Annotated in this window: 25 protein-coding genes, 1 tRNA gene and 1 pseudogene; 14 read left to right on the top strand and 13 right to left on the bottom strand. The window is 56.7% G+C overall.

Features of this window, described 5'->3' with window-relative positions; all coding sequences use genetic code 11:
* Positions 1–53: 53 nt before the first annotated feature.
* From NW842_RS02340 to NW842_RS02320, 5 genes and pseudogenes are all read left to right on the top strand, one after another.
* Positions 54–710, top strand: a complete 657-nt coding sequence (locus tag NW842_RS02340) for a chromophore lyase CpcT/CpeT (RefSeq protein WP_414358122.1) — start codon at positions 54–56, stop codon at positions 708–710.
* Positions 685–1683, top strand: a pseudogene (locus tag NW842_RS02335) (YihY/virulence factor BrkB family protein). Before NW842_RS02340 ends, NW842_RS02335 begins: the two are co-directional and overlap by 26 nt.
* 25 nt (positions 1684–1708) lie before the next feature.
* Entirely contained in the window at positions 1709–2806 is a 1098-nt protein-coding gene (locus NW842_RS02330) for an L-threonylcarbamoyladenylate synthase (RefSeq protein WP_414358127.1), read from the top strand.
* The gene (gene purE, locus NW842_RS02325) at positions 2776–3306 is read left to right on the top strand and encodes a 5-(carboxyamino)imidazole ribonucleotide mutase (protein ID WP_414358129.1); all 531 of its coding nucleotides are present in this window, start codon (positions 2776–2778) and stop codon (positions 3304–3306) included. Before NW842_RS02330 ends, purE begins: the two co-directional genes overlap by 31 nt.
* Before the next feature lie 80 nt (positions 3307–3386).
* Complete coding sequence (locus tag NW842_RS02320) at positions 3387–4145, top strand: hypothetical protein (protein WP_414375404.1); 759 nt, start codon at positions 3387–3389, stop codon at positions 4143–4145.
* Between the two features lie 59 nt (positions 4146–4204).
* Here NW842_RS02320 and pheA read toward each other — a convergent pair whose 3' ends face one another.
* The 4 genes from pheA to sppA all read right to left on the bottom strand — a co-directional run bounded on the left by pheA (position 4205) and on the right by sppA (position 8113).
* Positions 4205–5191, bottom strand: a complete 987-nt coding sequence (pheA, locus tag NW842_RS02315; RefSeq protein ID WP_414375402.1) for a prephenate dehydratase — start codon at positions 5189–5191, stop codon at positions 4205–4207.
* Positions 5192–5204: 13 nt separating this feature from the next.
* The gene (locus NW842_RS02310; protein WP_414330167.1) at positions 5205–5573 is read right to left on the bottom strand and encodes a late competence development ComFB family protein; all 369 of its coding nucleotides are present in this window, start codon (positions 5571–5573) and stop codon (positions 5205–5207) included.
* A 183-nt stretch (positions 5574–5756) separates the two neighbouring features.
* Complete coding sequence (alr, locus tag NW842_RS02305; RefSeq protein WP_414417395.1) at positions 5757–7031, bottom strand: alanine racemase; 1275 nt, start codon at positions 7029–7031, stop codon at positions 5757–5759.
* A gap of 44 nt (positions 7032–7075) precedes the next feature.
* A complete protein-coding gene (sppA, locus tag NW842_RS02300; protein ID WP_414389255.1) occupies positions 7076–8113 on the bottom strand; it encodes a signal peptide peptidase SppA in 1038 nt (345 codons plus the stop codon).
* A 262-nt stretch (positions 8114–8375) separates the two neighbouring features.
* On the opposite strand from sppA, the gene NW842_RS02295 reads away from it, so the two are divergent.
* Positions 8376–8448: transfer RNA gene (locus NW842_RS02295), tRNA-Ala, on the top strand.
* A 304-nt stretch (positions 8449–8752) separates the two neighbouring features.
* Here NW842_RS02295 and NW842_RS02290 read toward each other — a convergent pair.
* The 3 genes from NW842_RS02290 to NW842_RS02280 all read right to left on the bottom strand — a co-directional run bounded on the left by NW842_RS02290 (position 8753) and on the right by NW842_RS02280 (position 11233).
* On the bottom strand, positions 8753–9031 hold the full coding sequence (locus tag NW842_RS02290) for a hypothetical protein (protein WP_011432303.1): 279 nt from the start codon (positions 9029–9031) through the stop codon (positions 8753–8755).
* 147 nt (positions 9032–9178) lie between these two features.
* On the bottom strand, positions 9179–10171 hold the full coding sequence (locus tag NW842_RS02285; RefSeq protein WP_414417399.1) for a heme o synthase: 993 nt from the start codon (positions 10169–10171) through the stop codon (positions 9179–9181).
* A gap of 54 nt (positions 10172–10225) precedes the next feature.
* On the bottom strand, positions 10226–11233 hold the full coding sequence (locus NW842_RS02280; protein WP_414417394.1) for a COX15/CtaA family protein: 1008 nt from the start codon (positions 11231–11233) through the stop codon (positions 10226–10228).
* 739 nt (positions 11234–11972) lie between these two features.
* Here NW842_RS02280 and NW842_RS02275 point away from each other — a divergent pair.
* From NW842_RS02275 to NW842_RS02250, 6 genes are read left to right on the top strand one after another with little or no spacing between them, the layout of a single operon-like run.
* On the top strand, positions 11973–14507 hold the full coding sequence (locus NW842_RS02275; RefSeq protein WP_414417393.1) for a dynamin family protein: 2535 nt from the start codon (positions 11973–11975) through the stop codon (positions 14505–14507).
* A 47-nt stretch (positions 14508–14554) separates the two neighbouring features.
* Positions 14555–14965 (top strand): KGK domain-containing protein, encoded by a 411-nt coding sequence (locus tag NW842_RS02270; RefSeq protein ID WP_414332234.1) that lies wholly within the window; start codon positions 14555–14557, stop codon positions 14963–14965.
* Positions 14940–15368, top strand: a complete 429-nt coding sequence (locus NW842_RS02265; RefSeq protein ID WP_414417392.1) for a KGK domain-containing protein — start codon at positions 14940–14942, stop codon at positions 15366–15368. The genes NW842_RS02270 and NW842_RS02265 overlap by 26 nt, the downstream gene beginning before the upstream one ends.
* Before the next feature lie 27 nt (positions 15369–15395).
* The gene (locus NW842_RS02260; RefSeq protein WP_414349830.1) at positions 15396–15761 is read left to right on the top strand and encodes a KGK domain-containing protein; all 366 of its coding nucleotides are present in this window, start codon (positions 15396–15398) and stop codon (positions 15759–15761) included.
* Between the two features lie 10 nt (positions 15762–15771).
* Positions 15772–16188, top strand: a complete 417-nt coding sequence (locus tag NW842_RS02255; RefSeq protein WP_414417391.1) for a KGK domain-containing protein — start codon at positions 15772–15774, stop codon at positions 16186–16188.
* Between the two features lie 2 nt (positions 16189–16190).
* Positions 16191–16445, top strand: a complete 255-nt coding sequence (locus NW842_RS02250; RefSeq protein WP_011430012.1) for an HNH endonuclease — start codon at positions 16191–16193, stop codon at positions 16443–16445.
* Between the two features lie 65 nt (positions 16446–16510).
* Here the strand turns inward: NW842_RS02250 and NW842_RS02245 are convergent, their stop codons facing one another.
* Complete coding sequence (locus tag NW842_RS02245) at positions 16511–17479, bottom strand: YgfZ/GcvT domain-containing protein (protein ID WP_414417390.1); 969 nt, start codon at positions 17477–17479, stop codon at positions 16511–16513.
* A gap of 94 nt (positions 17480–17573) precedes the next feature.
* Between NW842_RS02245 and NW842_RS02240 the strand changes: the two genes are divergently transcribed.
* Positions 17574–19109: a hypothetical protein gene (locus tag NW842_RS02240; RefSeq protein WP_414417389.1), complete on the top strand. Its 1536-nt coding sequence runs from the start codon at positions 17574–17576 to the stop codon at positions 19107–19109.
* A 301-nt stretch (positions 19110–19410) separates the two neighbouring features.
* A complete protein-coding gene (locus NW842_RS02235) occupies positions 19411–19605 on the top strand; it encodes a hypothetical protein (RefSeq protein ID WP_011434196.1) in 195 nt (64 codons plus the stop codon).
* Here NW842_RS02235 and NW842_RS02230 read toward each other — a convergent pair.
* From NW842_RS02230 to NW842_RS02210, 5 genes are all read right to left on the bottom strand, one after another.
* Positions 19602–20534, bottom strand: a complete 933-nt coding sequence (locus NW842_RS02230) for an AEC family transporter (protein ID WP_414357971.1) — start codon at positions 20532–20534, stop codon at positions 19602–19604. The two genes, NW842_RS02235 and NW842_RS02230, sit on opposite strands and share 4 nt — an antisense overlap.
* 26 nt (positions 20535–20560) lie before the next feature.
* Positions 20561–21820 (bottom strand): 4-hydroxy-3-methylbut-2-enyl diphosphate reductase, encoded by a 1260-nt coding sequence (locus NW842_RS02225; protein ID WP_414357968.1) that lies wholly within the window; start codon positions 21818–21820, stop codon positions 20561–20563.
* Positions 21821–22037: 217 nt separating this feature from the next.
* Positions 22038–22313: a lipopolysaccharide assembly protein LapA domain-containing protein gene (locus tag NW842_RS02220; protein ID WP_414328974.1), complete on the bottom strand. Its 276-nt coding sequence runs from the start codon at positions 22311–22313 to the stop codon at positions 22038–22040.
* A gap of 52 nt (positions 22314–22365) precedes the next feature.
* Positions 22366–22812 carry a pentapeptide repeat-containing protein gene (locus NW842_RS02215; protein ID WP_414417388.1) on the bottom strand — a complete coding sequence of 149 codons (447 nt, stop codon included), beginning with the start codon at positions 22810–22812 and terminating at the stop codon, positions 22366–22368.
* Between the two features lie 89 nt (positions 22813–22901).
* Complete coding sequence (locus tag NW842_RS02210; RefSeq protein ID WP_414417387.1) at positions 22902–24176, bottom strand: RNA-guided endonuclease InsQ/TnpB family protein; 1275 nt, start codon at positions 24174–24176, stop codon at positions 22902–22904.
* Positions 24177–24209 lie beyond the last annotated feature (33 nt).

Here is a 24209-nt window from a genome sequence, read left to right as displayed (position 1 = left end):
TCAGGAGTGCTCAAACAGAATCTTCTCAATCTCTATTGAATCTATCTGAACCTATGTCTGTTTCCCCCCAACTGGCCCAACTGGCCACCTGGATGGCAGGGCACTTCAACAACCTGCAGCAGGCGCTCGCAGAGCCCGTCTGGTTTGCCAACATTCATGTGTACCAATGTCCCTTGCCTTGGTCGGTGTTCCAGGGGGTGGGGTTTTACGTGGAGCAACTGTACGACATTTATCCTGAGCAGCCCTACCGGCAGCGGGTGATCCACCTCTTCGATACTCCAGATGGGATCCGGATTCAAAACTATGCTTTGACGGCTCCTGACTCCTACAGGTGCGCCGGTCGAGAGTTGTTGCTATGCAACGCTTACGCGAAGGGGAAATTGGCCGGTCTGACAGCAGCGGAGCTGGAACTCTTGCCCGGCTGTATCACCCAGGTAGAATGGACGGGATCTTGCTATCGGGGCCGCAGCCTACCCGGCAAAGGCTGTGTTGTTGAACGCAAAGGCAGAACCACCTATTTGTACAGCGAGTTTGAGATCGGAGCCGACTACTTTCACAGCTTGGATCAAGGTCGGGATCCGGAGACCGATCAAGTGATCTGGGGATCCCTATCCGGGCCTTTTCGGTTTGTCAAAAAACAGGATTTTTCCCAGTACCTACCCCGGTGGGCTGAAGTGCTGAACCATGAGGCTGCTGGAGCGACTGGTTGAGCGGCTGTGGGCGCTGGGGATCCCGTTCGCGTCGTCAGGACGGACTTCCCGGCGAGAGTTGGTCTGGCTAACCCTGCGGTTGGCCTGGGAAAACGCGATGCGCTACCGGCTGTTTGGCCTGGCCTCTGAAATGGCCTATAGCTCGGTGTTGGCGCTGTTCCCCTTCATCCTCACGCTCCTGACCGGGGTTGGGCTGTTTGTCGGCTCCTCTGAGCAAGCCTTCGAGCGCTTGATGGAGCAGTTGAGCCAAATTGCTCCCCATGAGGCTCTGGCGCTTTTGGATCGGTATGTGCGCGAGCTCCGCTTCGGGCAAAAAAGTGCTCCGCACCGCTGACGCGAACGGGGGCTGTTGTCCCTCAGCTTCTTGGGCACCCTGTGGGCTGCTTCTGGAGCCATGGGGGCGGTGATGACAGCTTTGGATCTCAGCCATGAGATCCCTCAAGATAGGCGCCGTCCCTTCTGGAGACGCAAGCTGATCTCGCTGGTTTGGATGCTCGCCACCTTGGGGTTGACCGGACTGGCCAGCTTGATCTTTTTGTTCAGTGCCAGCTTTTTGCGCTTCTTGTACAGGAAAGCGGGATTCTTAGCGCAGGAAGTTGGCGGGCCGACTCAGTTGGATCCCTTGCGAGAGCTGGGGTTGAACTTGTGGGGGATCCTCACCTGGCCGATTTCGCTGGGGTTGGTCGTCTTCTCCTGCTGGGTGCTGTATCGATTTGGCCCCAGCTTGCGCCGACCCCAAATGCCGATTTGGCCGGGAGCCATCGTGGCCAGCCTACTGTGGGTTGGGGTGTCTTGGGGGCTGCGGATTTACGTGGAGCACTTTGGGCAGTTCAACCAAGTCTACGGGGCGGTGGGGGCAGTTATTGTGCTGCTGCTCTGGGTTTGGCTCACTTCCTTGGCGCTGCTGTTTGGGGATCAGATCAACATCGCCCTCTACCAGGCGCAAAAATGGATTGAAGAACGGGATCCCTAGCCCTTACTCCAAATCCGAGTCATGGATGCAGACGGAAATTCTCTCACCCACTCCTGAGCACATTGCCGTAGCGGCGGCAGCCTTGCTGCGGGGCCAGTTGGTGGCCATCCCCACGGAGACGGTTTACGGCCTGGCGGGCCATGGCTTGGATGAGCAGGCAGTGGCGAACATTTTTGCCGCCAAGGAGCGCCCCCGCTTCGATCCCCTGATCCTGCATCTGCCGGCTGGGGTGACCCTAGAGCAGCTGCAGGGGTGGCTGGTGGATGTGTCGGCTTTTACTCCCACCGCCCGTGCTCTGCTGGGATCCCTGATCGACACCTTCTGGCCGGGGCCCCTGACTTTGGTGCTGCCCAAGTGTCCCACCGTGCCGGATCTGGTGAGCAGCGGGTTGCCTACTGTTGCCCTGCGGGTGCCTGCTCACCCGGTGGCTCAAGCTTTGTTGCAGGCGGTGCAAACCCCTCTGGCTGCCCCCAGTGCCAATCGCTTTGGCCGCATCAGCCCCACCTCAGCCCAGGCCGTCTATGCAGAGTTGGGAGGGCGGATCCCTTACATCTTGGACGGGGGAGAGTGTGCCGTGGGCCTAGAATCCACCGTGCTGAAGCTCAGCCCCGAGGGGATCCCGACGCTGCTGCGCCCAGGAGGGATCTCGCTGGAAGCCCTAGAAGCTCACCTGAAACTGCCCATCCGGGCCTCTGAGGACGGCAAAACGGGCCCGCCGGAAGCGCCAGGACGGCTGAGCAGCCACTACGCTCCCAGTAAGCCCCTCTGGCTTTTGCCCACCCCTTTTGCCCAGCTTCAGCCCGGCGATTGGCAACAGGTGCGGCATCTGGCGACCGGTCATTCTCACCTAGGCATCCTCAGCTTTGCCGCGGATTCCCAGGCTCTGCTGAACACCCTCTCCTGCCATTGGCCGGGGATCACGTTCAGTTTGGAGTGTTTGGGTTCGGATCTCAAGGCAGCCGCCCGCGCCCTCTTTGCCAGCTTGCGCCGCCTGGATGAGGGAGATGCCACACTCCTGTTGGCAGAACCCCCGCCCATCTTGACGGGGTTGGGCTATGCGATGATGGATCGGCTACGCCGGGCCAGCAGCCTATGGAACCTTCCCCCCTCGTTGCCATCGTAATGGGCAGCGATTCCGATCTGCCCACCCTTGCACCCGCCGCCCAGGTGTGCGAAGCATTCGGGATCCCTTACCAGATGCAGATCCTCAGCGCCCACCGCACCCCCGAGGCCATGGTAGAGTTTGCCCGCCGCGCCCATACCCAAGGGATCCGCGTCATTATTGCCGGGGCAGGGGGAGCAGCCCATTTGCCGGGGATGGTGGCGTCCCTCACCCCTCTGCCGGTGATCGGGGTGCCGGTGCTCAGCCCATCCCTGCAGGGGATCGACTCCTTATACTCGATTGTGCAAATGCCCAAAGGGATCCCGGTGGCCACGGTGGCCATTGGCAACGGCTACAATGCGGGTCTGCTGGCGGTGCAGATCCTGGCCAGTGGAGATCCCGACCTGCTCCGGCGAGTGATCGCCTATCGGGAAAGCCTAAAACAGGCGGTGCAGGAGAAAAACGATCAGTTGCAAGCCCAAGGGTGGAAAGCCTATCTCGACTCCACCGGCAAAGCATAAGAGCATAATTTAGAGAACGTTGACCTATCTTGCCGCCTTGCAAAGGGCCAGATAGGGCCGAGTTTTGGGAGTTGCCATCGGTGAAACATCAATCGGGTCGCCCTTCTTCCGGCCAGGGATCCTGGTCAGAGTATCTGCAGCGGGTGGGGCGTGGGGCAGTGGAGACGGGATCCCAAGTTGCTCTGTGGATCCTAGCAGGGCCGCAATGGCGGGTTCTGGCCCTGTCGGGCTTGGCATTGGCGGGGCTGGCCTTCTGGAACGGGCGGCTGGCTCTTTCTTTGGGGGTGGGTACCTTGGTGATGTTGGGGCTACAGGGGATGCGCAGCCCTGAGTTCAACCGCCGCTGGCGGGAGTGGCGAGCTTGGTTTCGTCAGGCGGATCGCTCGCTTTTGCTGGCAATTGGTTCGGGAGCAGCCGCCACCTTCGGCACCTACACCCTTGTCTCCATCTGGGCGGAATCCAACCAGCGTTGGCTGGCCACCGGCGCCATTTTACAGGGATTGGCCACCCTAGCCTTGTTGTCGCTGCTGTTTGGGGAGTGGCTCAGCCGCCGACAAGAGCGGCAACGGTCTCAATTGGAGCGCGATCTCAGCGACGTTGCCTCTCCCGATCCCTTCAGACGGCTGGCGGGCGTTCGCCGCTTGCAGAGCTTAATGTCCCACTTGGATCCCGAGCAAACCCGGCTGGCGGTGGATTATCTGCGGTTGGCCCTCGACCAAGAAACGGTAGCCGTCGTGCGGGAAGCCCTGCTGGAAGCCCTACAGGGATGGGGGATCCTGCGCCGCCTCAACGATTTGACCGATCTCAAGCACCCCAGCAGGGATCCCTCTTCAAACTAATGTCACTCCCAACTTTCGGGCCTTAGAACCCAGATAATGCAACGGTTTGAAAGGCGTGTCTACGTTGGACGCGCTTTCCCCTCAGGGGACAGGGATCCTGCTGTTTGGGATAGAGCACCTTGTTTGCAGAGGTCATGCACAGGGTAGCTGCCGAAGAGCTTCAAGGTTTCAGCAATTGATTCCAGCGCCGCAATCACCTCGGCATCCAGATAGGGCTGGCCAACAGGATTCTCCAGATCGACAAAAAAGACATACGTCCCTGCCGATTTTTTGGTGGGGCGCGACTCAATGCGAGACATATTCAGGCCTCGCTCCGCAAACACTTGCAGAGGTTTCAGCAGCGCTCCCGGCACGTTGTGGGGGAGGCTGAAGGCTAAGGAAGTATGGGATCCCCCCGGAGAAGCAGGATCGGCAGAGGTTTCACCCTGTTGACCGGAACGCGAGAGCGGCGCACGGCCAATAACCCAAAAGCGAGTGCAATTGTCGGGGTGATCGTTGATCGGGCAGGCCAAGACCGGCAGTTGGTAGAGGGTGGCAGCTCGTTCTGAGGCGATGACGGCGGCGCTGGGCTGCTCCTGCAGGCGATCCAATTCTTCGGTGGTCGAGCGGGTTGGGATCAAAGTGGCCTGGGGCAGATGGGATCTCAGCCAAGCCTGACATTGGGCCAAAGCTTGCGGGTGGGAGTAGACCTGCTCAATTTGCTCCAACCGCGAGGCACGTCCGATGAGGGCATGGCGAATGGGCAGGATCAGCGCCTGCCGGATCCCTAGCCCCTCCAGTTGCCAGAGGGCGTCTAAGGTCATCGAGACCCCCCCCTCCACCGAGTTTTCCACCGGCACCACCGCCCATTGTTGCTGGCCGGCAGCTACCGCCTCTAGACAGGCGCTGATCGTTGGATAAGGCACTAAGGGGTGGGATCCCTGGCTGTGCAGGTGAGGCTGCTCAGGGCAGGCCAGCAAAGCTGCCAACTCTGTGTAGGTTCCAGCAGGGCCAAGAAAGGCCACCGGCGAAGGGGAAACGTTCGCGCCAGCGGAGCGCAGCTCCATCAGAGCCATTCCTTCAATTGTCGCTAGGGGCCAGTTCTAACTCTATCGTCTCGGCGTCGCGCAGCAGCAAAGGACATTCAGGCTCCGGGCAACGGGGATTGGCCGCCACCTTGTCCATGGCCTTCACCACCTCCAACCGGATCAGCCTCTGCAACTCCTGATCCGCTTGAATGGCTTCTAAAGTTCGGAGAGAGCCGTGAAAACTGGTGGCGTATCGAGGCTGGAGGTTGTTCAAAGCCAGGGCGGCAGCATCGTTACAGAATTTCTCGCAGAAGCAGTAGCGCTGTTGACTCTCCATCAGCAGGATTTCATTGACCATCTCCAGAACAGCCCGTTCCATTTGATTTTCCAGGCTCTTCAGAGGCTTATGTTGCTCCGCCATCGCTACCTCCCAATGGGAACCGAATCCGCCGCCAAGTCACTGTTTTCAGTGATCAGGAGTGCCCTCGATTACCTTCGATGCTGCTCTACTCTCTGTTGACACGTCAAGTCAAGCCCTCTGCTGCCGACGCGAACAGCCTCTGGCCCGCTCCTATCCGTGCTTGAGGCAATCCAATCTGTCGTGTCAGGCATCATCAAAACCCAGAGAATTAACCAACACTCTTGGCAGACGGGCAGAAAGTCCACACAGCAACTCATAGGAAATAGTACCCAACTGATCGGCCCAATCCTGCACAGATAAACCCGCATTTGCCAGATTGGGGCCCAGCAGCTCCACCACATCCCCCACCTGGATATCCGGCCTCTCGGTTACATCCCACATACATTGATCCATCGTGATTGTGCCCACCTGTTGGATCAAGCCGCCGCGCACCCATCCTCGCAGCCAGCCGGAAAGCCGCCGTGGGATCCCATCCGCATAGCCGATGGCCAGAGTGGCAATGCGACTGGGGCGAGAGGTGATGTAGCGATGCCCATAGCTCACGCCAGTTTGAGCAGGCACAGTTTGGATGTGGGACAGCCGCGCCTTGAGCCGCAGAATCGGCTGCAGACCTGGCACCGGCAAGTGAGGGGCAGGGGACAGGCCATAGAGGACCAACCCCAAACGCACACGGGAGTAGTGGAGATGGGTTAAAGCACCGGCTGAGTTATCCAGATGCAGCGCCGGTAAGGGATCCCCGGCTTGGCGGATCTGTTCCACCACCTGGGCAAAGCGGGCGTGCTGCTGTTCCATGACTGGAGAATGGGGCTCGTCCGCCGTCGCCAAATGGGAAAACAAGCTACAGCCTTCCAGCTCCGGGATCCGACAAATCTGCCCCCACACGGCTGCAGCTTCCTTCCAGGGGATCCCCAAACGGGTCATACCCGTATCCACATTGACATGCACCGGGACGGGGCGCCCGGCCCAACGGGCTACCTGGCGCATCAGCGGGATTTGGTCTGTGCAGGTGAGGCTGACCTCCAGCCGGGCTGCCATGGCCTGCTGTAGCTCCGCCCAAGTATTCAAAGCTCCCAACACCAGAACCGGAGCCTGCAGCCCCGTTTGCCGCAACTCGATCCCTTCGGCCAGGGTGGCCACACACAGCCCCTTGGCCCCAGCCGCAACAGCCACGGGAGCCACCAACTGTGCTCCATGCCCGTAGGCATTGGCCTTCACCACCGCCCAGATCTCGACGTTTGAGCCTAGGCGCCTCTGCAACAGCCGCAGGTTTTCTCGCAGCTGGGCTGCGTCAATTTCCACCCAAGCCCGACTGGTCAACAGCTCCAGGTCGATGGCCCAATCCAGCTCCGCCAAGGAATTGGCCTTCTGGGATCCCTCTCTCCAAGTATTGCCCTGCACTCCCAGAGCAGCTGCTCTCAAAGTGCCCTGCGCCGCCGGCGCGACCGGTTCTCGATTCACCGTTCACCCCCCACACCCAAAACCCGTCCTGATTAGATTTAGGTTTAGCGCAAAGTCCACTCCGGCGCCATCCACAGCAACGGCACATCTGGGATCCCAACAGCCTCGTTGCTCTCCAACAGCCGGCCCAGCCAAGCGGCTTGCCTTTGCGAGGACAGTCCTTGGCTTAACAGGCGTCGCAGTACTCGTTGGAAGCCCTCTCCCTCACCCGCCGGCGACAAAGAGGGATCCCCGGTCATGCGCCGCAGATCCTCCACCGCCTCCGTGTACCCCCCCAAAGCATCCACCAAGCCCACCTCCACAGCTTGCGCCCCGGTGAAGATGCGTCCATCGGCCAATTGTCGCACCCGGTCTTCATCCAAGCTCTGCCGTCGCGCGATCATCTCTGCTTCCAGCACCTCATCTGCCTTTTCTGGCAAGTGCTGGCGTCCTTGGGCCACATCGCGAATGAACTGCTCGAGGGTATCCTCCACCAAGTTTTGCAGAAGGCGCTGCTCTTGAGGAGTGGCACTGCGGAAAGGAGAGAGAAGGTCTTTGTACTCGCCGGTTTTGAAGGTCTGCGGCTCTATGCCGTAGTTCTCCAGCAACTTACCAAAGCTGAGGCCGCTGATGATAACCCCTATGCTGCCGGTCAGGGTGCCAGGGTTGGCATAGATTTTGTCGGCAGCGCTGGCCACGTAGTACCCCCCACTGGCAGCAATGTTTTCTAGGATAGCGATCACCGGCTTGTCCGCCTCGTGCAGAGCAGTTACGGCACGGTAGAGTTCCTGGCTGGATCCCACAGCTCCGCCGGGACTGTTGATGCGCAGCAATACAGCCTTGACAGAGGGATCCCGTGCTGCCTCCCGCAACTGTTCCACAGGAGAAGTGGGCAGGCCTACCAAAGTCGAACCCCCTGGGCCGCCTATCGTTCCTTCCAGGGTGACCACCTCGATGCGCTCCGCCCCCCGTGCAGCCTCTAGGCCAACCCCGCCTCGGGTAGGCTCTGGGGCAGGGCGCGTGCCCCCGACAATGGCCGCAATAAGGCAGACGACCAGCAAAGAAGCCGCCAAAATGCGGTTAAGCTGAGTTTCTTGTGTCACAGGCCCCTCAATTGCCACTGACTCCGTTCTACCACCCCGCGGGCTTCCTGGGATGCCGGGCAACAAAAGGCTGAGGGCCGAGCAAACCCCACTGTTGCTTCCCCCCGGTTGAGCCATCCAAACTATTGACAAGGATCCTCCCCTTATCTAGTATGGGATCCCAGCACTTTTTACCAATAAGGCAGCTTCTACAGGCTGCAGGTGTAGAATGGAATAGAAAGTTGGATCCTTGAGCGGATTCTGACCTGAAGCAAAGTAAATCGGGGCTTTAGCTCAGTTGGTAGAGCACTTCAATGGCATTGAAGGGGTCAGCGGTTCAAGTCCGCTAAGCTCCATCGATTGTGAGTTGGTTATAATCCAACAGCATCCAAAGCCTGGAGAGTTTCCGGCAGGCCAGGGTTCTGGGACTCTTCAACCCTGGAACCTGCGAAGCTCACCAAGACGGTTAGCCCCGGCGAATTGACAGGCCAAAGGTTCGCCAGCAAGAACCAGGAGCAAAAAAACAGCAGTGGAACAAGGGATCCCCAGCCTTTCCCACAATTCACACCGATGGTGATATCGCTCCGTTCCAATCCAATGTCTTCGACCCAGCAATCTGTGGCCTCGTGGGAAACAGGCAAGGCATAGCGGCAAACCCGGTCATGGTTGCCCCTCTCCCTGGCGGCGGATCAAGAAGCGGATTTCCTGAAGGAGAACCTCAAAGCGTTGATCCGATTCAGCCTGCCGCTGCCTCAATTCTCTCAGCTCCTGCCGCAATTCCCGCACTTCCTGCCGCAATTCCAGGACAACCTCAGCGAGACGCCCTGAAAGGGTCTGCAAGGCAAGCTGAGCATCGGTAACCTGGGCAACTGTATTGGCCACCCTGGTCACAGCTTCGGCCAACTGGACAAACCGCGTCTCAATTTCCTCATTGGTCATGGCCGGGTGTGTCTTGCTTGGCTAATGATCAGCTCATTCTACCCTGCACGGTATGGAGTGTCACTCTCTGAGAATGGGCCGCAATTTTGAGGAAAAACCGGCTGGCCAACGGGGGTTATCAACCCAGGGATCCCCCATTCGCGCAAGTCAGCTGGCCAGCGCTATGAGGGTGGTGTAAATCCCTTGGAGGGACGCAGTGGCCTGGCTCCAGAGGGTGTGGGTCAACGACCACCTATCCAGACCCATGGCTCCACAGAGCAGCAGCAAGTATAGGTTGGCAAACGTGAAGAGCGAGGCTGCCCGATCTCGATTGCAGGGATCCTGCAGCAACTGCACCGCCTTCCAAACCAAGAGGGATCCCAGCAGCGCCGCGACGCTCAGATAAAAGGATCCCAGCATTCCCAATGGGTAAACCAGCAACAGGCTGACCGGAACCATCAGCAGCGCGTAGAGCAAAATCTGCGCGGCAGTGATCCTTTCGCCCGCGACCACCGGCAGCATCGGCACCCCCGCGCGAGCGTAGTCTTCCCGCTTCAGAATGGCCAAAGCCCAGAAGTGGGGTGGAGTCCACAAAAAGATAATGGCAAACATCACCCAGGCAGCCCAACTCAGCTCACCTGTGGTCGCTGCCCAGCCCACCAAAGGCGGGATGGCTCCTGCCGCTCCACCGATGACGATGTTCTGCGTGCTGGAGCGCTTCAGCCAGTGGGTGTAGACCCCCACGTACACCAGGATCCCCACCATGGCCAAACTGGCAGCCAGCAGGTTGGTGAACGTGGCCAACAGCCCAAAAGCAGTCAAAGCCAGGATCCCGGCAAAAATCAGAGCATCCTGCGCTCGGATTCGACCGGAAGGCAAGGGGCGATGACGGGTTCGCTCCATCATCCGATCGATATCGGCGTCATACACCATGTTGATGACGTTGGCTGCCGCCGCCGCCATTCCTCCCCCCAAAAGGGTGATGAAAAACCTGAACGGGTCGGTGTTGCCTGCCATCCACATGGCCCCAGCCGTGGTCATCAGCAAGAGGGCGATGATCTTGGGCTTCACCAACTGGCTGTAGCTGCGCAAAACCTGGACAAGCGCCTGGCGTTCGCGCCCCAGAGCACATGGGCTCTGCTCGGCAGGGATCCCCCCTATTGGCTCCTGGTAGGAAGCCAGACGGTCAGTTAAAACGCTATTTTGCATGGAAATTCACTCACCGGTCATTTCTGCGGTTACGGCCATCCACCGGCCTTCTTCCCCTCGGCTTCGCATTTGCCAGGCCAGCACCGTAAAAGCCAGCAAACAGGCCAGCAAAGCTGCCCCCACCATCTGATGGGCCACCGTCAGAGGCTCCACCTGCAGCCGGTAACGGTAGGTCAAAACGCCGATCCCCACCTGAACCAGCAGCAGGCCGACAGATCCATGACCCAGAAGCTTGAGGAGCCAGGGGATCCGCTTGCGCCGTAGCCCGGTGGCCACCGCTACTGCCAACACCCCAAGGGTGGCCGGAGCAACTCCCAGCAGGTGGCTGTTCATCACCCAGCACAGCTCGCCGGCAGCAAAGCATTGATGCAACGCCCATTGGGAGGCCACCAAGGCACCGAGAAGGCTCTGGACATACACCAGCAGCACCGCCCCCAAGCCCAGCCAAGGCAAGTAGCCGACGGAAAACGGTCCTTCACCCAGTCGTGCCGGCAGGACGAAGCCCTCGGAACCGGATCCTGTCAAGATCAGTAATCCCAGAGTAAGCAGAGTGGCAAAGAACAGCAGGCCCGTGCCCAAGTGGGCTGTCACAATGTCAAAGCGCAGCAGCTCCGTGACCGTCAGCCCGCCCAGGATCCCTTGCATCAAGACCAGGGCAAAAGCCAAACTCAAACCCCAGGGCAGCCACGCAGGCAATGCCTGACGCTTCAGCCAAGCAAACCCCATTAGAACCAAGGTAGCCAAGCCTACCCCAGAAGCCACCATGCGGTGAAACCATTCCAAAAAGACTTGCAGGTTCATCTGCTGGCTGGGCACAATTGCCCCGTAGCAAAGGGGCCAATCTGGACAGGACAGCCCAGCATTCATGACGCGGGTGGCACTGCCTAACCCCATCAGCAGCCAAGTGGCCAATGCTAACCCCAGTAGGGCTTGTCCCATACGCAGGGAAAGCTTGTCTGAAGGCACGGGATCCCGCCGGGAAGAAGGTTGGGATTGAGAGATCGAAGAGTCCATCGCAGTTGAAGGCAGAACATTAAGCCAACGGTTCAAGCAGCCTGCACTGAAGAAATCGGTTGGGCTGACAAGACGCAGCGGGTTCGGTAGCAGATGATTCTGAAAACGAGGGTGCAGGTTACTCGCTAACGAACCCTAGAAGCCAATCCTAAATGCGGTTTTGCGTCTGGCGAAAGCTTTTTAAGAATTTCTTTCTTGGCTCACAATCCCAGGCACCCCCACGAAGTCAAGCCAGCACCGGCCAGCAGACCAATCCTTTCCCCCTGCCGCAAAACCTCTGCGCCAGGACGGATCCCCCACAGGGTGTCCATACATCACTCCCTTGGCCAAGACTTCCTGGCCAATACAGCAACTTTTGCCAAGGGAAGCAGCCTGCCACAAGACTGCCTTTTGGAGTCTGTAGTCTGGAGCCAGCTCTTGCTCGGTGGCGGGATGACCAGCTTCTGGGCACAGAGATTCCCAAAAATTCTGTCAGGGCCAGCTCCGCTCCGGCTTGGGATCCATATACGTCGTTGCCAGATCTGGGATGCTGGCGGAGAGGGTCACGATGGCAGCGAAGTTTCCCGGTATTGGCCAACAAAGAACCTTGCTCTCACTCAAGAGCTCAGGTAGGTATCTGGACTTAGACTTAGGTCGAAATCTCGAACAGCTCCAGCACTGAAGAAAATTGCTGTAGGAATCCTCACCTCAAGCATAGGCAAGTTATAATCCCAGCAGCCTCTGTGGAGATTGCTCTCTTATGTCTGTAAAGCTCCTGCCTCAGTGTGAGAACTTGAAAGAGCAGGTTGAAGCTATCCTGCAACTCTGGCATCAGGATTCCACTTTTTCAGGCAAGCAAGATACCACTCGGATTCAAGCTTCCCTCAGCAAAGCTATTTCTCCAACCTTCGAGATTGTCTTTGCCGGTGCTTTCAGTGCTGGCAAGTCTATGCTAATCAATGCCCTCTTAGAAAGAGAGCTTCTCTACAGCGCCGAAGGGCACGCCACAGGGACAGAGTGCTACATCGCCTACGCAGAGCCAAATGCGGAGAGGGTAGTGCTCACTTTTCTTAGCGAGCAGGAAGTGCAAGAACAGGTGACCGCCTTCTGCGCTTTCCTAAACTTGGCTCCGTCACTCAGCAGGCTGGAAGACACTGCACTGAATCCCCTGAAGGAGCGTGCTGAGGCTATTATTCAGCAGGAGGGAGGCAAAAGCAAGTCAGAGCGGGCGAAGCAGGCGGATGCACTTCGCTTGTTGATTACAGGTTTCCAGCAGAACCGGGACAAAATTCACCCTACCGAGAACAAAGTTTTCTCAATGGAGCAGCTCAACTTCAGCAACCTAAGAGAAGCTGCGGGTTTTGCCCGGCGCGGCGCCAATAGCGCAGTTTTGCGAAAGGTGGAATACTATTGCCACCACCCCTTGCTGGAAGATGGAAACGTTATTGTCGATACTCCTGGGATCGATGCTCCAGTCAAAGCGGATGCAGAGCGTACTTATCGAAAAATTGCCGATCCGGATACGTCCGCAGTTGTTTGCGTTCTCAAGTGTGCTGCAACGGGTGAGCTGACCAAGGAAGAGACAGAGCTTATTGAGCATATTCAAAGTAATGATAGCATCAGGGATCGCGTCTTCTATGTGTTTAACCGGATTGACGAGACTTGGTACAACGCACAACTAAAGCAGAGACTAGAAAACATTATCGACCAGCAGTTTCGTCAACTCCGCGTATTTAAGACAAGCGGCCTTCTCGGCTTCTATGGTTCCCAGATCAAGGCAACTACCCCCGAGGATCGATTTGGACTGGATACGATTTTTTCAGAAAGCATCAAAGAATTGGGTGGTGGGGAAGAAACACCCCAGTTTGTCAGCGAGTTTAACAAGTACTGCACGTCAGGTAGGTTGGTTGGATCCCCGTTCCGCCCTTCTGTACATGGGTACGACACACCCATAAATAACTACGTTCGGATTCTGAGGGAGTGGGGAAAACCTTTGATTGAGTATATGATTAAAGATAGCGGTATTGAAGACTTTCGGGCTGGGATCACTCGTTATTTAACGGAAGAAAAGCGGCCACAGCTATTTTCCGCGCTGGCCGATGATTTGCAACCTCTCTGCATCGAGATGAGGAAGTCCTATCTAGATCTCTACCGAGACATTGATAGCCAGCCCAAAGAGATTGACAGCATGATTTCCTATGAGCTGACGCTGATCAATCAGCAGCTAGCCAGTATTGGCCGAGAGTTTGACGAGCATATCCAGACAGTAGTCAATAAAGTTATTAACGGAGAAAACAAAGAATTTGAGAACGATTTCCGTAAATTGCAGGCTAGGATGGTACGGAGGCTAGATGAGCTTTTGGATACTTTTTCGTTGGACAATGTTTACAGTCAAGCCGTTCGCATTCGTCCCCGCAACTCCACAGCTCCATTCTTAGCTGTATTGGTCGAAGCCTTTTATTATTTGTCCAACCATCTAGAGGACATCCTGGTAGAATCAGCCAGCACGCTTGTAGAGAACTTCTTTCGTCGCCTTGTTGATGAAGTTCGCAGCTCAAGCTACTACAGGCAGTTGTTTCGCCTACTGGGATCCGATGGGGACTTGGAGAAAAAGCTTCTTTCGGTTAGAGATGTAACTTTGAGCTCTCTTGTCAATGGTGCCCGAAAAGAGTGCGACCGCTACCTCAGAGAAAGCCCCCGCTTCTACGACGAAGGAACATTCTCGATCTACCAGTTTCGAGAAGTCCTAAAGCAAACCAGCCAATCTTATGACATCTCTGCTATTCGCGACGCAGAGCCTGGAATCCGACAATTACTCAAGCTTGACTTCGAGCCGAAAATTAACCAGACAGTGCGTTCTAGCTTCCGACAAGAGACCAACAATACTCTAAAAACTCAGCTATTGCCGGTTGCCAAGCAAGTAGCCGATGAGATTTTGCAAAAGTACCCAGAAGCAAAGCAGTTCATGGAAGCAACTCTCAGAAAAGAGGCTGAAGAGAAAATTGCGCTTAACCAACAGCGGCTGAAAGAACTGGAGGCAAGCATAGACAAGTACAACCAAGCTGTTTCTGGGATCAACCTCTGCTTGCAAGCTTTGGGCCTCAATCGCGAGATGCTGCCCTTGATTACTTGTCCTGAACCTTCCTCTGTTGGTGAGTCAGTTCAAATTTTGGCAAGTCTTCCTGAACAGCAAGTAGGTGAAAGCAGTGCAAGCGAAGCAGTCGCTCTTGGTCGTTCTACACCCATAGACGAGAGTTTTCCAGAGTTGGATAGCATTCTCGATGATTTGAGATAGAGCGGCTTGTCTTTGTTTTTGGCCTTTCACTTGATCCAGATAAAGTCATGGGATCCAAATCGATACCTCTACAGCAGCACCCAGAAGGGATCCTCTCTGTAAGGGAGAAAACTTTCAAGGTTGCCAACTTGGTCAAAGCGGCCCAAGAGGACTTGACCAAGAAAGAAGAGCTGCATCGCTTGTTCATTGCGGCCTTGAGATCCTCAGGGATCCTGCCGCCGGAAGACTTGCTCAACATTGCCAGTAGCCTTCTTGCTCCCAAGCCAGAAGAAAAATTGTTGCAAGAAGCGAAGTGGTTTGGGCAGGGACTTGCTTGTCAGCTCTTGGTGCCGGGCAAGAAAGATTGGGAAAAAGGCAGAGTCAGATTGCGGATCACTGTAGAGTTTGAGCCAGAGGATACAGGCTCAGAGAGCAGCAGCGGATCCCCTCTGGATGACCTTCGCGAAAGTGAGAGCTAGCCTAAGCCAGAGAGACATAGAGGGGGTTGGGCAAGTGTCAAGTAATGATCAATCTCAGGAGTGCTTTGTTGAGCTAGATATTTTCCAAAATACTGTCATTGATATAGGAGGACGCCTAATCTACTCGCAAGAGTTTGCTCAGGTGTACTCAGAGATTATTTATGAGAGTATCAGATCCTACTTATCCAGCAAACTTAGCGAAAAGGGAGTCTCGATTCTATGGAGCAACTTGAACGGAATAACTAACGTGAAAGGAATTCCTGCTAAACTCTTACGTCCTGGCTCACCGTGGATTGCTGGTAGAGTTAGGATGAGACTATTGGTTGAGTTTGAGCCAGAAGAAACGGGATCAGGGAGCAGTAGATCGCCTTTGGATGACATTCGGGGAGATGTCAGTCAGTAAAGTCTGTTAGCAATAGGAGACAATGCCGTGGTCGATCCGATAGTTTTTAGGTCAGATGATAGGGAAACTGTCGTTGAAATTGGTGATCAAGTCTACCTTCCAAGTAGCTTGCATAGTGCAATTATTAATTACCTTCTTTCAGATACTTTACGGACAAACGGTTACCTTAAATCAAGAAAGGTTTATGCGGACATTAGAATGCTCGTGGATGGAATAGAATCTAGAGTCTTACAGCCCAGAAAGTCGTGGATCTCTGGCAAGATATCAGTCAAAGTTTATCTCGAGTTTGTTCCTGATGACCCATATAGAGATTCTGGAGATAGCGCTCCCAGAAAACTAGAGGATTCTATACTGGATGATTTACGGGCTGTTCAAGTTGTCTCTATGTCTTGAGGTCGATAAGATGACAAAAACATCCATTAATCTTAGCCAACTGGGAGACGGAGTTATCACTTTTATCAACAAGAACAATAAGCAGAAAGTCTACATGATTTCCAAGCTTTGCGATTCTATCAATTCTTATTTCCTGAAGTTTGACCAAATGGGAAGAGGACTAGACAGTCACTTGAGTTCGTCTGAGATACAAACAGGTATTCCCTATGAAGATCAGGTTCATTTTTTCCATAAAGGAGTTCCATGCTCGATTCTTTCTCCTAAAACTAACGGTTGGCAGACCGGTAGAGTAAAAGTAAGAGTAGAAGTTACGATTGAATTTTATCCTGACAATCCTGAATTTCTGATAAAAGAACCCGACCAAGAGATATTAGAACCTCTAGATGAAAAGTCTCCACTGGACGATCTTCGCAGTATGGATGAATAACGATGAAAGAAAGAAAATCCGGCGAAAGGATTCTAATTCCAGCAGCCGTGCGGGAGTATGTTTTCCAAAGAGACGGCTTCCGTTGTCGCGGTTGCGGAAAGTCGCCCCCAGAGGTTCAGCTTCAGATCGATCACATCATCCCCATTGCCCAAGGGGGCAGCAACGACATCAGCAATCTGCAAACGTTGTGCAAAACCTGTAACCGACGCAAAAAGGATCGACGGGATCCCCGCTTTCGCCGCCACTTTGACTGGTGAGTTGCGGTGTTTCGCCTACGCTTCTCCCTCTAGAAAAGAGAGGAGAGAGGTCTGCAAAAACAACCTCAGACAATAGGCGGAAAGCTCAAAAACGGCATTCGAGTCAGGACTCCCGGCGCTGAGCCGACTTCAACTTCCAGCCCCTCGGCAGGATTGAATTTGGTGCGCACGTATCCCAATCCCAGGTACTCTTGCGAAGTTAGGCCTGCACTGGTCAGCAGCCCAATCTTTTCCCCCTGCCGCAAAATCTCTGTGCCAGGATGAGCTTCTCCTTGGAGGCGGATCCCCCACAAAGTTTGCCGAATGCGCCGGTAGGTTACCTGCTTGGCCAAGACTTCCTGGCCAACGTAGCAACCTTTGTCAAGGGAAACAGCTCGCCACAGGCCGGCTTCTAGGGGGTTGTAGTCTGAGGTCAGCTCTCGGTCGGCGGCGGGGCGACCCGCTTCTAGGCGGAGGACTTCCCACAGCTCAGGTGGGGCCAGCTTGGCTCCGGCTTGGAGCAAGCATTCTTCAAGAGCGACTTTCTGGTCAATGGTGCCCCAGAGGGTAAACCCCGGCTGGGCAAGACCCGTGCCACAAGCCAGATGGACAGGGATCCCCTGGATCTCCACGGGGCGGTGCTCATGAGGCCCGGTCGGGATCTCTTCTGAGCTCACCACTTGCTCCAGGAGAGCTTGACTCTGGGATCCGAGCAATCCAAAACCAAAGGTCTGATCTGTCTCATCTTTCAACTGTGCTCCCCGCACCAAAGGCAGCATGCGCCCCAAACTCTGCATCAGCAGGCTGCGCCGCTGGGGCGAAGTCCAGATCCAGCAGTCTTCTTCTCCCACGTACACCGTGGCCAGATCCAGGATGCCGGCGGTGGGGGTCACGAAAACCGTGTCGGCCCCCTGCCCTGGCTTGAGGGCCTTCAGATTTTGGGTGCTTCGGTTGTGCAGATAGTCCAAGCCTGGGGATCCCTTCATGCGCAAACGGCCCCACCCGGAGCGATCCAGAAGCAGGGATCCCGTGGAAACAGCAGCTAGAAGAGACATCGCTCACCCCAGAGATGGGCTTTGGTTTTCTTCTCTACCCTAGAATAGGCTAGTTCACCCTACCGTCTGTGGCAGACCCCCGGCGTACTGAACTGTGATTGAGGTTGAAGTCCACCAACAGTTGCGGCAGCTTTTGCGGCAGTCTCCCGAAGCCCTGTGGCCCCACCAGTTGACGATGGCTCGCATGGTGGCGCGAGGGTTGCGGCTGGGTCGCAGCACCTTGATCCAGGTGCCCGCTGGGGGTCAGCACCGCCTCAGTTACCTGCTGCCAGCCCTGATGTGGCCCAACCCCACCTTGCTCTGTGCCACAGCTCCTGTGCAGGCGCAAATTTTGGGGGAAGAGATCCCCTGGCTACAGCACACCCTGCAGTTGCATAAGCCCGTCCTGCAAAAAGACCGTTGGCCGGATCCCGATTTCCAGGGGTTGCTGTTGGTGGATCCCCTGGATTGGCTGCAAGCTCGCTTGAGAAAGGGATCCTCGCAAGTGCCGACAGGGATCCCTTTGATCCTGGATGGAGCCGAAGACCTGGAAGATTGGGCCTACCAGGCGCTAACGGTGACCCTGGAAGCCAGCCATTGGCAACAGCTCCGGCAAATCTTCCCTGCCGAGGCGGAGCAGCTCTCCCAGGTTCAGGTCAATTTGTCCCTTCAGCTTTTGCGGCGGCCTCTTTCCCGCTGTCTGCTTCATGCGGATGAACAGGTTCACCTGGATGCTGTGCTGTCTTTGGTGACAGGCTACCCCGGCTGGCTGCCGGATCCCTGGGATCAAATCCGCCGGCGGCTCAGCTCTGAGGGGGATCCCGTCTCCAAATGGATTTGGTGGGCCGAAACCGACCGAGAAACCGGTCGCCTCACCCTTCACCACAGCCCGGCGGCTCTGCAGGATTGGTTGGCCCCCATTTGGGCCACACAGCCGGTGGTGATTATTGGGGAAGCGCTGGATCTGGATCGCCAGGCGGAAACCTATCGGCGACGGTTGGGCTTGCCGGATCTGACGCCGCTGCGGTTTGCCTCAGGCGAGGGTTGGCCACGTTCTGGCGGGGCGGAGCTTTCCCTTTACTTGCCGCGCCTCCCCTTGCCCAACAGCCCTCTATTTCGGGATCACCTGCTGCAAGAGCTGAAAAACTTGATCCCTCAGGCGCAGGGCTTCGTGGTGGTGTTGGTGTCGGATCAACCTCTGCAGGCACAGGTGGGGGCGGCTTTGGCTGCCGAATTCGGCTCGCGGGTGCGGGTAAACAGCCCTTTTCCGGGCGAAAAGGGCATTTTGGTCTGCGACTGGCCCTACTGGCTGCACCACAAGGCCGGCTTGCCGCGCCCTGAGCTGATGGTGATCGCCACTTTGCCTTTCCCTTCTGTGGAAGACCCAAGGGTGGCCGGACGGGTGCAATATCTGCAACGCACCCAGCAGGACTGGTTTCGTCAGTACCTTTTGCCGGTGGCTGCTGCCCAGTTGCAACGGGCTGTTGCGCCTCTACGGCAAAGCTCTGATTCGGGAGAAGATTCCAGCTCATCCACCCGATGGGTGGCCATTTTGGATAGCCGCATTATCGTCCGCAGCTACGGCGTCTCTCTTCTCAATGCCTTGGGGCCAACTTTACGGGTCGAGCAGCGCAGCCAATTGTTCGTTTAGGGATCCCTGGGCCTCTTGCTCGAGTTGATGGGATGTATGGTCATTTTAAACAGGAATGAAACATTTCTGTCCAGCTCCTCTCTCCCTCTGGGAGAAAGTCTGGGGGTGGCCGCGGAAGCAGCGCGGAACGCCTGGGGAGTGTCTCAATCTAGTTTGGAATGACTATATTGAGGATTTTTTGGCTTGAGCGACTGAGAGAAGGCTTGCTCAGCATAGAGGGGAGATTTGTATCCTAGAGAGCCAAAGTCAACTGGGATCCAAGCTATTCTGAGGGTGAATCACTCCTACTCACCTTCTTCTCATGATCAGTCCTGCTCTCAGCTCCGATACAGCACTGCGCACGCAAGCAGTTTGGAAGCCATTGCGGCAGGCCATTGTGGAAAGCTCGGGTTTTCGGGGATGGCTCCAGGGCCGGGAGTTGCCCACTCAGGAAGCAGAGCTGGATCAACTGGTGCATAGCTACCTCGAGCAAACCTTGTCTCACCTGGCCTATTAGGATCCCCACAGCCCCAGCCAGAGGGGCAAGGTCAGCAAGGCGGCCAAGTACCCCACGGCCAAGGCGGTGACGGTAATTTCCCGATCCAAGTCGTATTCTTCCGTGAGCACCAGGGTGGCGATGGCGGGGGGCATACCGCTCTGCAGGACCAGCACCAGCTTGGCCAGAGGCGGGTAGGGGGTGAAGGCAAGGCCGATTCCCACCAAGAGCGGCACAATCACAATTTTGATCAAGAGGGCCACTCCGGCGGCAAGAAAGGATCCCCAGCGCTTCACCTGGGCCAATCGCATCCCCAAAATCATCAAACTGAGCGGGATCATGCTCCAGGCAAAAGCCGCCAACCCTTGAGAGAGCCAACCCGGCAGGGGTTCGCGGGTCAGCAGTAGGCCCATAGCAAAAGACCAAAGAGCAGGGGTGCGCAAAATGTGGAGGCCCACCTGCCAAGGTTGGGCATGGGAACTGCCGTGGCGGCTGGCCACCCACACGCCAAACCCGTAGGCCATGAACAGAGTGCCCAGCAGATCATAGAACAGGGCCCAGCCAAAGTAAGCCCTTCCGGCCACAGCCAGACAGATGGGATAGCCCAAATACCCGGTGTTCCCCAGGGTGGCGGTTAGGTGAAAGCTGCCCTGCTGGGCACTGCTCCAACAGTTGTGGCGCTGCCACCACAGCCAAGCGCTGGTCAAGGCAAACCCCAGCCCCACCGACAGCCAACAGATCAGAGGGGCGACCCAGATTTGGCCCGACAGATCCACCCCCTGCATAAACCCAACAATGCTGAGGGGCACTCCCACCCAAAACATGAATCGCCCCAAGGCGTGGGGATCCAGCCAACGCTTCCAGTCGCCGGGCAGCCCCTTCTGGAGAAAAAAACCCAGCAGCGTCCAGCCCAGCAAGGGAGGATAAACCTGAAAAAGGGTGTTGAGCACGCTCAAGAGGGAGAGGGAAGGGATCCCTAGGCAGGGATCCGCCGAGGTTCTTCACGCAGGGCGAAGATGCGTTGAATCACCTCCTCGACAACGCGGTCTGGGGTAGAGGCACCGGAGGTAATGCCGATTTGCACCGGCCCGGCGGGCAGCCAACCTTCGGTAACTGTCGGGTCTTGGTGAAGGGGCTTGTGGCGGATGCGGTTGTTGGGTTGGATGCAGTCGGGGCCATCGATGTGGAAGGAAGGCAAGCCCTTGGCCAGGGCAATTTCCTGCAGGTGGGTGGTATTCGAGGAATTAAACCCCCCGATCACCACCACCACATCCAAAGGCTGCTCGAGCAGCTCGAACATGGCATCCTGCCGCTCTTGGGTGGCATTGCAGATGGTGTTGAAGCTCATGAAGTGATTGTCCAACTCCTGGGGGCCATATTTGCGCAGCATGGTGGTCTCAAACAGCTTGGCAATGGCGCGGGTCTCCCCCTCTAGCATGGTGGTTTGGTTGGCGATGCCGATCCGCTCTAGATCGCGATCCGGATCAAAACCGGGGGAAGTGGCCTTGCCAAAGCGCCGCCGAAATTCTGCCGCATCTCCGCCTTGCAAAATGTAGCGGGCGACCCATTCTGCTTCTTCCAGGTTCAGCACCACCAGATATTTTTCGGCAAAGGAGCTGGTGGCTACGGTTTCCTCGTGGTTGTACTTGCCGTGGATCACAGAGGTGAATTGAGCCGCGCGGTGCTTGTCCACTTGGTTCCACACGCGGGAAACCCAGGGGCAGGTGGTATCGACAATCTCATTGCCCTGCGACCGAAAAAACGCCATTTCCGATGCACTTGCCCCAAAAGCAGGCCAGATCACCACATCTTGGGGCCGGATCTGAGAAAAGTCCTTCTTGCCGTCCGGGCCTTTCTCCACAAAGCGGATCCCCATCTCCTTCAGGTGCTGGTTTACCAGAGGGTTGTGGATGATCTCGTTGGTGATCCACAGTTGCCGATCCGGAAAGCGTCGCCGCGCTTCATAAGCATATTCCACCGCCCGTTCCACGCCCCAGCAAAAGCCAAAGGCCCTGGCCAGGTGAATGGTAATGTCGCCCCGCTGATAGCGGTAAGCCTGGGCGCGGATTTGCTCCACAAGGGGGCTTTTGTAGGTGGTTTGCAGCTCCAGTTGAGCCTGATCCTTGTGTTCTTCAAATCCCTTGGCAAAGTAGGTGCTGGATCCGCGCAGGGCTTTGCGCAGGGCCCGTGGGTCTTGGGGAGAGCTATCCGGGGAAGTAGGTTGGAAATAAGCCATGGTTACGGTTGGAGATACGCACTGCTCAAGCAGACGGCGAAGGGATCCTGATCTCAGCTTACGCCCAGTCTCGCATCGGTGGGCCATTCCAGCATGCTTTCCCTAGGGCCAGCGACAAGATTGTCAAGTCAACTATAGAATTGCAGGTAGAATTGCAGGGGATCGAAGCTGTTGAGCCAAAGCCAGAAAGCAGAGGGATCCCTTTGGGAATTGGCCGTTATTGGGGCGGTTGATCCTGCATTTCCAGTTGGCGCACCCGCTCTTGTAATTGGCGGGCGGTGGCAGAAAAGCTGCGCCCAGGCCAGAGGAGAGAGCCCAGCCCCACCGTCAACAGGCCCAGGCCGACGGCCACGGCGATGAGGAATCCCAAGGGCAGCTCCACCGAGCGCCACATCAAGAAGTGTACGGTCAGGGTGGTGGGGTTTTGCCCGGCCAGGACTGCCACTCCCAAAGCCAGCAGCAGTGTCAAGACCAAGTTGAACAGCAGCAACATCAGGGATCCCGTCGCAACAGTTCCATTCTGCCTTGTCTGCTGGGGGGGTGGCTCAAGCCCGCACACTCCCGTCGGGTAGGGTGGCTCCGCTGAGGTCAGCGCCGGTCAGCACTGCTCCGCCGATTTTTGCCCCGCTTAGATCGGCTCCCTGCAGTTGTGCACGGGTTAGCTTGGCTTCCCAAAGGTAGGCACCGTGCAAGTTGGCTTCCCGCAAGTCGGCAAAGCTGAGATCCGCGCCGATCAAGTTGGCTTCCCAAAGATTGGCCCCGCGGAGGTTGGCCCCCATCAAGTTGGCCGAGCTGAGATCGGCGCCGCGCAAATCGGCTTCCTGCAGGTTAATGCCACTCAGCTTGCCAAAGGAGAGGTTGGCCCCTCTCAGATTCACCCCTTGCAAGTTGGAGCGCACCAAGTCCACCCCCACCAGGTTGGATTCTTGAAAGTTGCGCTCGCCAGAGGCATATTCTGTCAGCAGCTCGTCAGCAGTTGTCACTCGGGGCATGGCCGGATACTGCCATCCGTGCGTTAAGCTTAACAATTTCTGGCTGCTCAACGGGGTACTGATGACCGCTCCGAAAGACCTACGAAACGCTAACAAACACTTCCAGAGTGTTCAGTGCCTGTCGCGTCTCTGCTTTCTTCCTGCTTCCACGACTCGTGACTGGTAGTAAGCTTCAGGCTTACCACCCCGCCAGAGGAATCTCCACAGGCGTCTCTTTCCCCAGAGCTTGGGGTAGTTGAGCGCTTTAAGTAGCACTCAAAATACCACCGTACCAGGTTCAGCGCTGCATTGCGGTCGCGGTCTATCCCCAGACCACAACACGGGCAGCGAAATACCCGCTCGCTGAGTGGCATCTTCTGTTTGTGGCCACACCGTGAACACAGTTGGCTGGACGGATAAAACTTATCCGCCACCACCACCTGACAGCCGTAGAGCCGGGCCTTGTACTCTAGCTGTCGCCGTTCGCGATAGCGGGACGGAGTCCTCAGCTCGTAGAACCCACAGTCTGACAGGGATCCCGCCAGTTTGCGGTTCTTGAGCAGGTTCCTCACCTGCAAGTCCTCTATCACCACCACTCGGTATCTCTTGGCCAGGTAAGTCGTCAGCTTGTGCAGATTGTCTTGCCGATCGCGTAAGCGGGACGGAGTCCTTATGTCTGCCACCCGCTTGTGAGCTTTGCCCAACTGCACCACCGCCTTCTTGCGGTTGGCAGAGCCTTTCTGCTTACGGCTCAGCCGCCGTTGCAGCCTGACCAAACGCCGCTGGGCCTTGCGGTAGGGCTTGGGATTGGGAAACACTTCCCCGCCGGAGCAGGTGGCCAGGTGATGGATACCCAAATCCACTCCCACCACCTCTCCGGTCTTCTCCACCTGGGGTGTTGGAGCTTCGTACTTGAAGGAGATGTACCAATGTCCGGCTCTCAAGCTAACAACCACGTTCTTGGGTGTGGTCACCGGGAGCAGCTCTGCACAGCGCAGCCAACCGAAGATAGGTACCTTGATGCGGTTGCCAGAAGTGCGAATACTCCCTTCCAGGTAAAAGCTGTCTCGCACTCCCTTGCGTTTGAAGCGGGGAAACTTCCCCAACCCACCCCGCCAGCGCTTAAGGGCTTGCTCCAAGTTGCGTAATGCCTGCTGAGGGGCGCATTTGGAGACCTGGTAGTACCAGCGATGTTCTTTCTTCACCTCGGCCACTAGGCGCTTGTGCAGGTCAATGGCGGTGGGAAGTTTTTGCTGGTTCTCCAGGGCTTGCCGACAGACTTCTAAGCCCCAGTTATAGGCGTGGCGGGCTACCCCAGCGTGTTGGGCGGCTAGAGTTGTTTGCTTGCGGTTAAGAATGAGTTGCGTCCGAAAACCCAGTAACATGCCCGCCACACCGCAAAGCGTCCATGAGTTCCG

Source organism: Synechococcus sp. R55.4 (assembly GCF_047461935.1).
Classification (GTDB): Bacteria; Cyanobacteriota; Cyanobacteriia; order Thermostichales; family Thermostichaceae; genus Thermostichus.
This window is presented reverse-complemented; position numbering and strand designations above follow the sequence as displayed.

Coding starts and splice junctions, on each gene's coding strand:
- purE (WP_414358129.1), top strand. CDS start 2,776: ATGGAACCTTCCCCCCTCGTTGCCATCGTAATGGGCAGCGATTCCGAT.
- NW842_RS02235 (WP_011434196.1), top strand. CDS start 19,411: ATGATCAGTCCTGCTCTCAGCTCCGATACAGCACTGCGCACGCAAGCA.
- NW842_RS02330 (WP_414358127.1), top strand. CDS start 1,709: ATGCAGACGGAAATTCTCTCACCCACTCCTGAGCACATTGCCGTAGCG.
- NW842_RS02310 (WP_414330167.1), bottom strand. CDS start 5,573: ATGGCGGAGCAACATAAGCCTCTGAAGAGCCTGGAAAATCAAATGGAA.
- NW842_RS02210 (WP_414417387.1), bottom strand. CDS start 24,176: ATGTTACTGGGTTTTCGGACGCAACTCATTCTTAACCGCAAGCAAACA.
- NW842_RS02290 (WP_011432303.1), bottom strand. CDS start 9,031: ATGACCAATGAGGAAATTGAGACGCGGTTTGTCCAGTTGGCCGAAGCT.
- NW842_RS02270 (WP_414332234.1), top strand. CDS start 14,555: ATGGGATCCAAATCGATACCTCTACAGCAGCACCCAGAAGGGATCCTC.
- NW842_RS02340 (WP_414358122.1), top strand. CDS start 54: ATGTCTGTTTCCCCCCAACTGGCCCAACTGGCCACCTGGATGGCAGGG.
- NW842_RS02225 (WP_414357968.1), bottom strand. CDS start 21,820: ATGGCTTATTTCCAACCTACTTCCCCGGATAGCTCTCCCCAAGACCCA.
- NW842_RS02255 (WP_414417391.1), top strand. CDS start 15,772: ATGACAAAAACATCCATTAATCTTAGCCAACTGGGAGACGGAGTTATC.
- NW842_RS02250 (WP_011430012.1), top strand. CDS start 16,191: ATGAAAGAAAGAAAATCCGGCGAAAGGATTCTAATTCCAGCAGCCGTG.
- NW842_RS02265 (WP_414417392.1), top strand. CDS start 14,940: ATGACCTTCGCGAAAGTGAGAGCTAGCCTAAGCCAGAGAGACATAGAG.
- NW842_RS02280 (WP_414417394.1), bottom strand. CDS start 11,233: ATGGACTCTTCGATCTCTCAATCCCAACCTTCTTCCCGGCGGGATCCC.
- NW842_RS02220 (WP_414328974.1), bottom strand. CDS start 22,313: ATGTTGCTGCTGTTCAACTTGGTCTTGACACTGCTGCTGGCTTTGGGA.
- NW842_RS02275 (WP_414417393.1), top strand. CDS start 11,973: ATGTCTGTAAAGCTCCTGCCTCAGTGTGAGAACTTGAAAGAGCAGGTT.
- NW842_RS02215 (WP_414417388.1), bottom strand. CDS start 22,812: ATGCCCCGAGTGACAACTGCTGACGAGCTGCTGACAGAATATGCCTCT.
- pheA (WP_414375402.1), bottom strand. CDS start 5,191: ATGGAGCTGCGCTCCGCTGGCGCGAACGTTTCCCCTTCGCCGGTGGCC.
- NW842_RS02245 (WP_414417390.1), bottom strand. CDS start 17,479: ATGTCTCTTCTAGCTGCTGTTTCCACGGGATCCCTGCTTCTGGATCGC.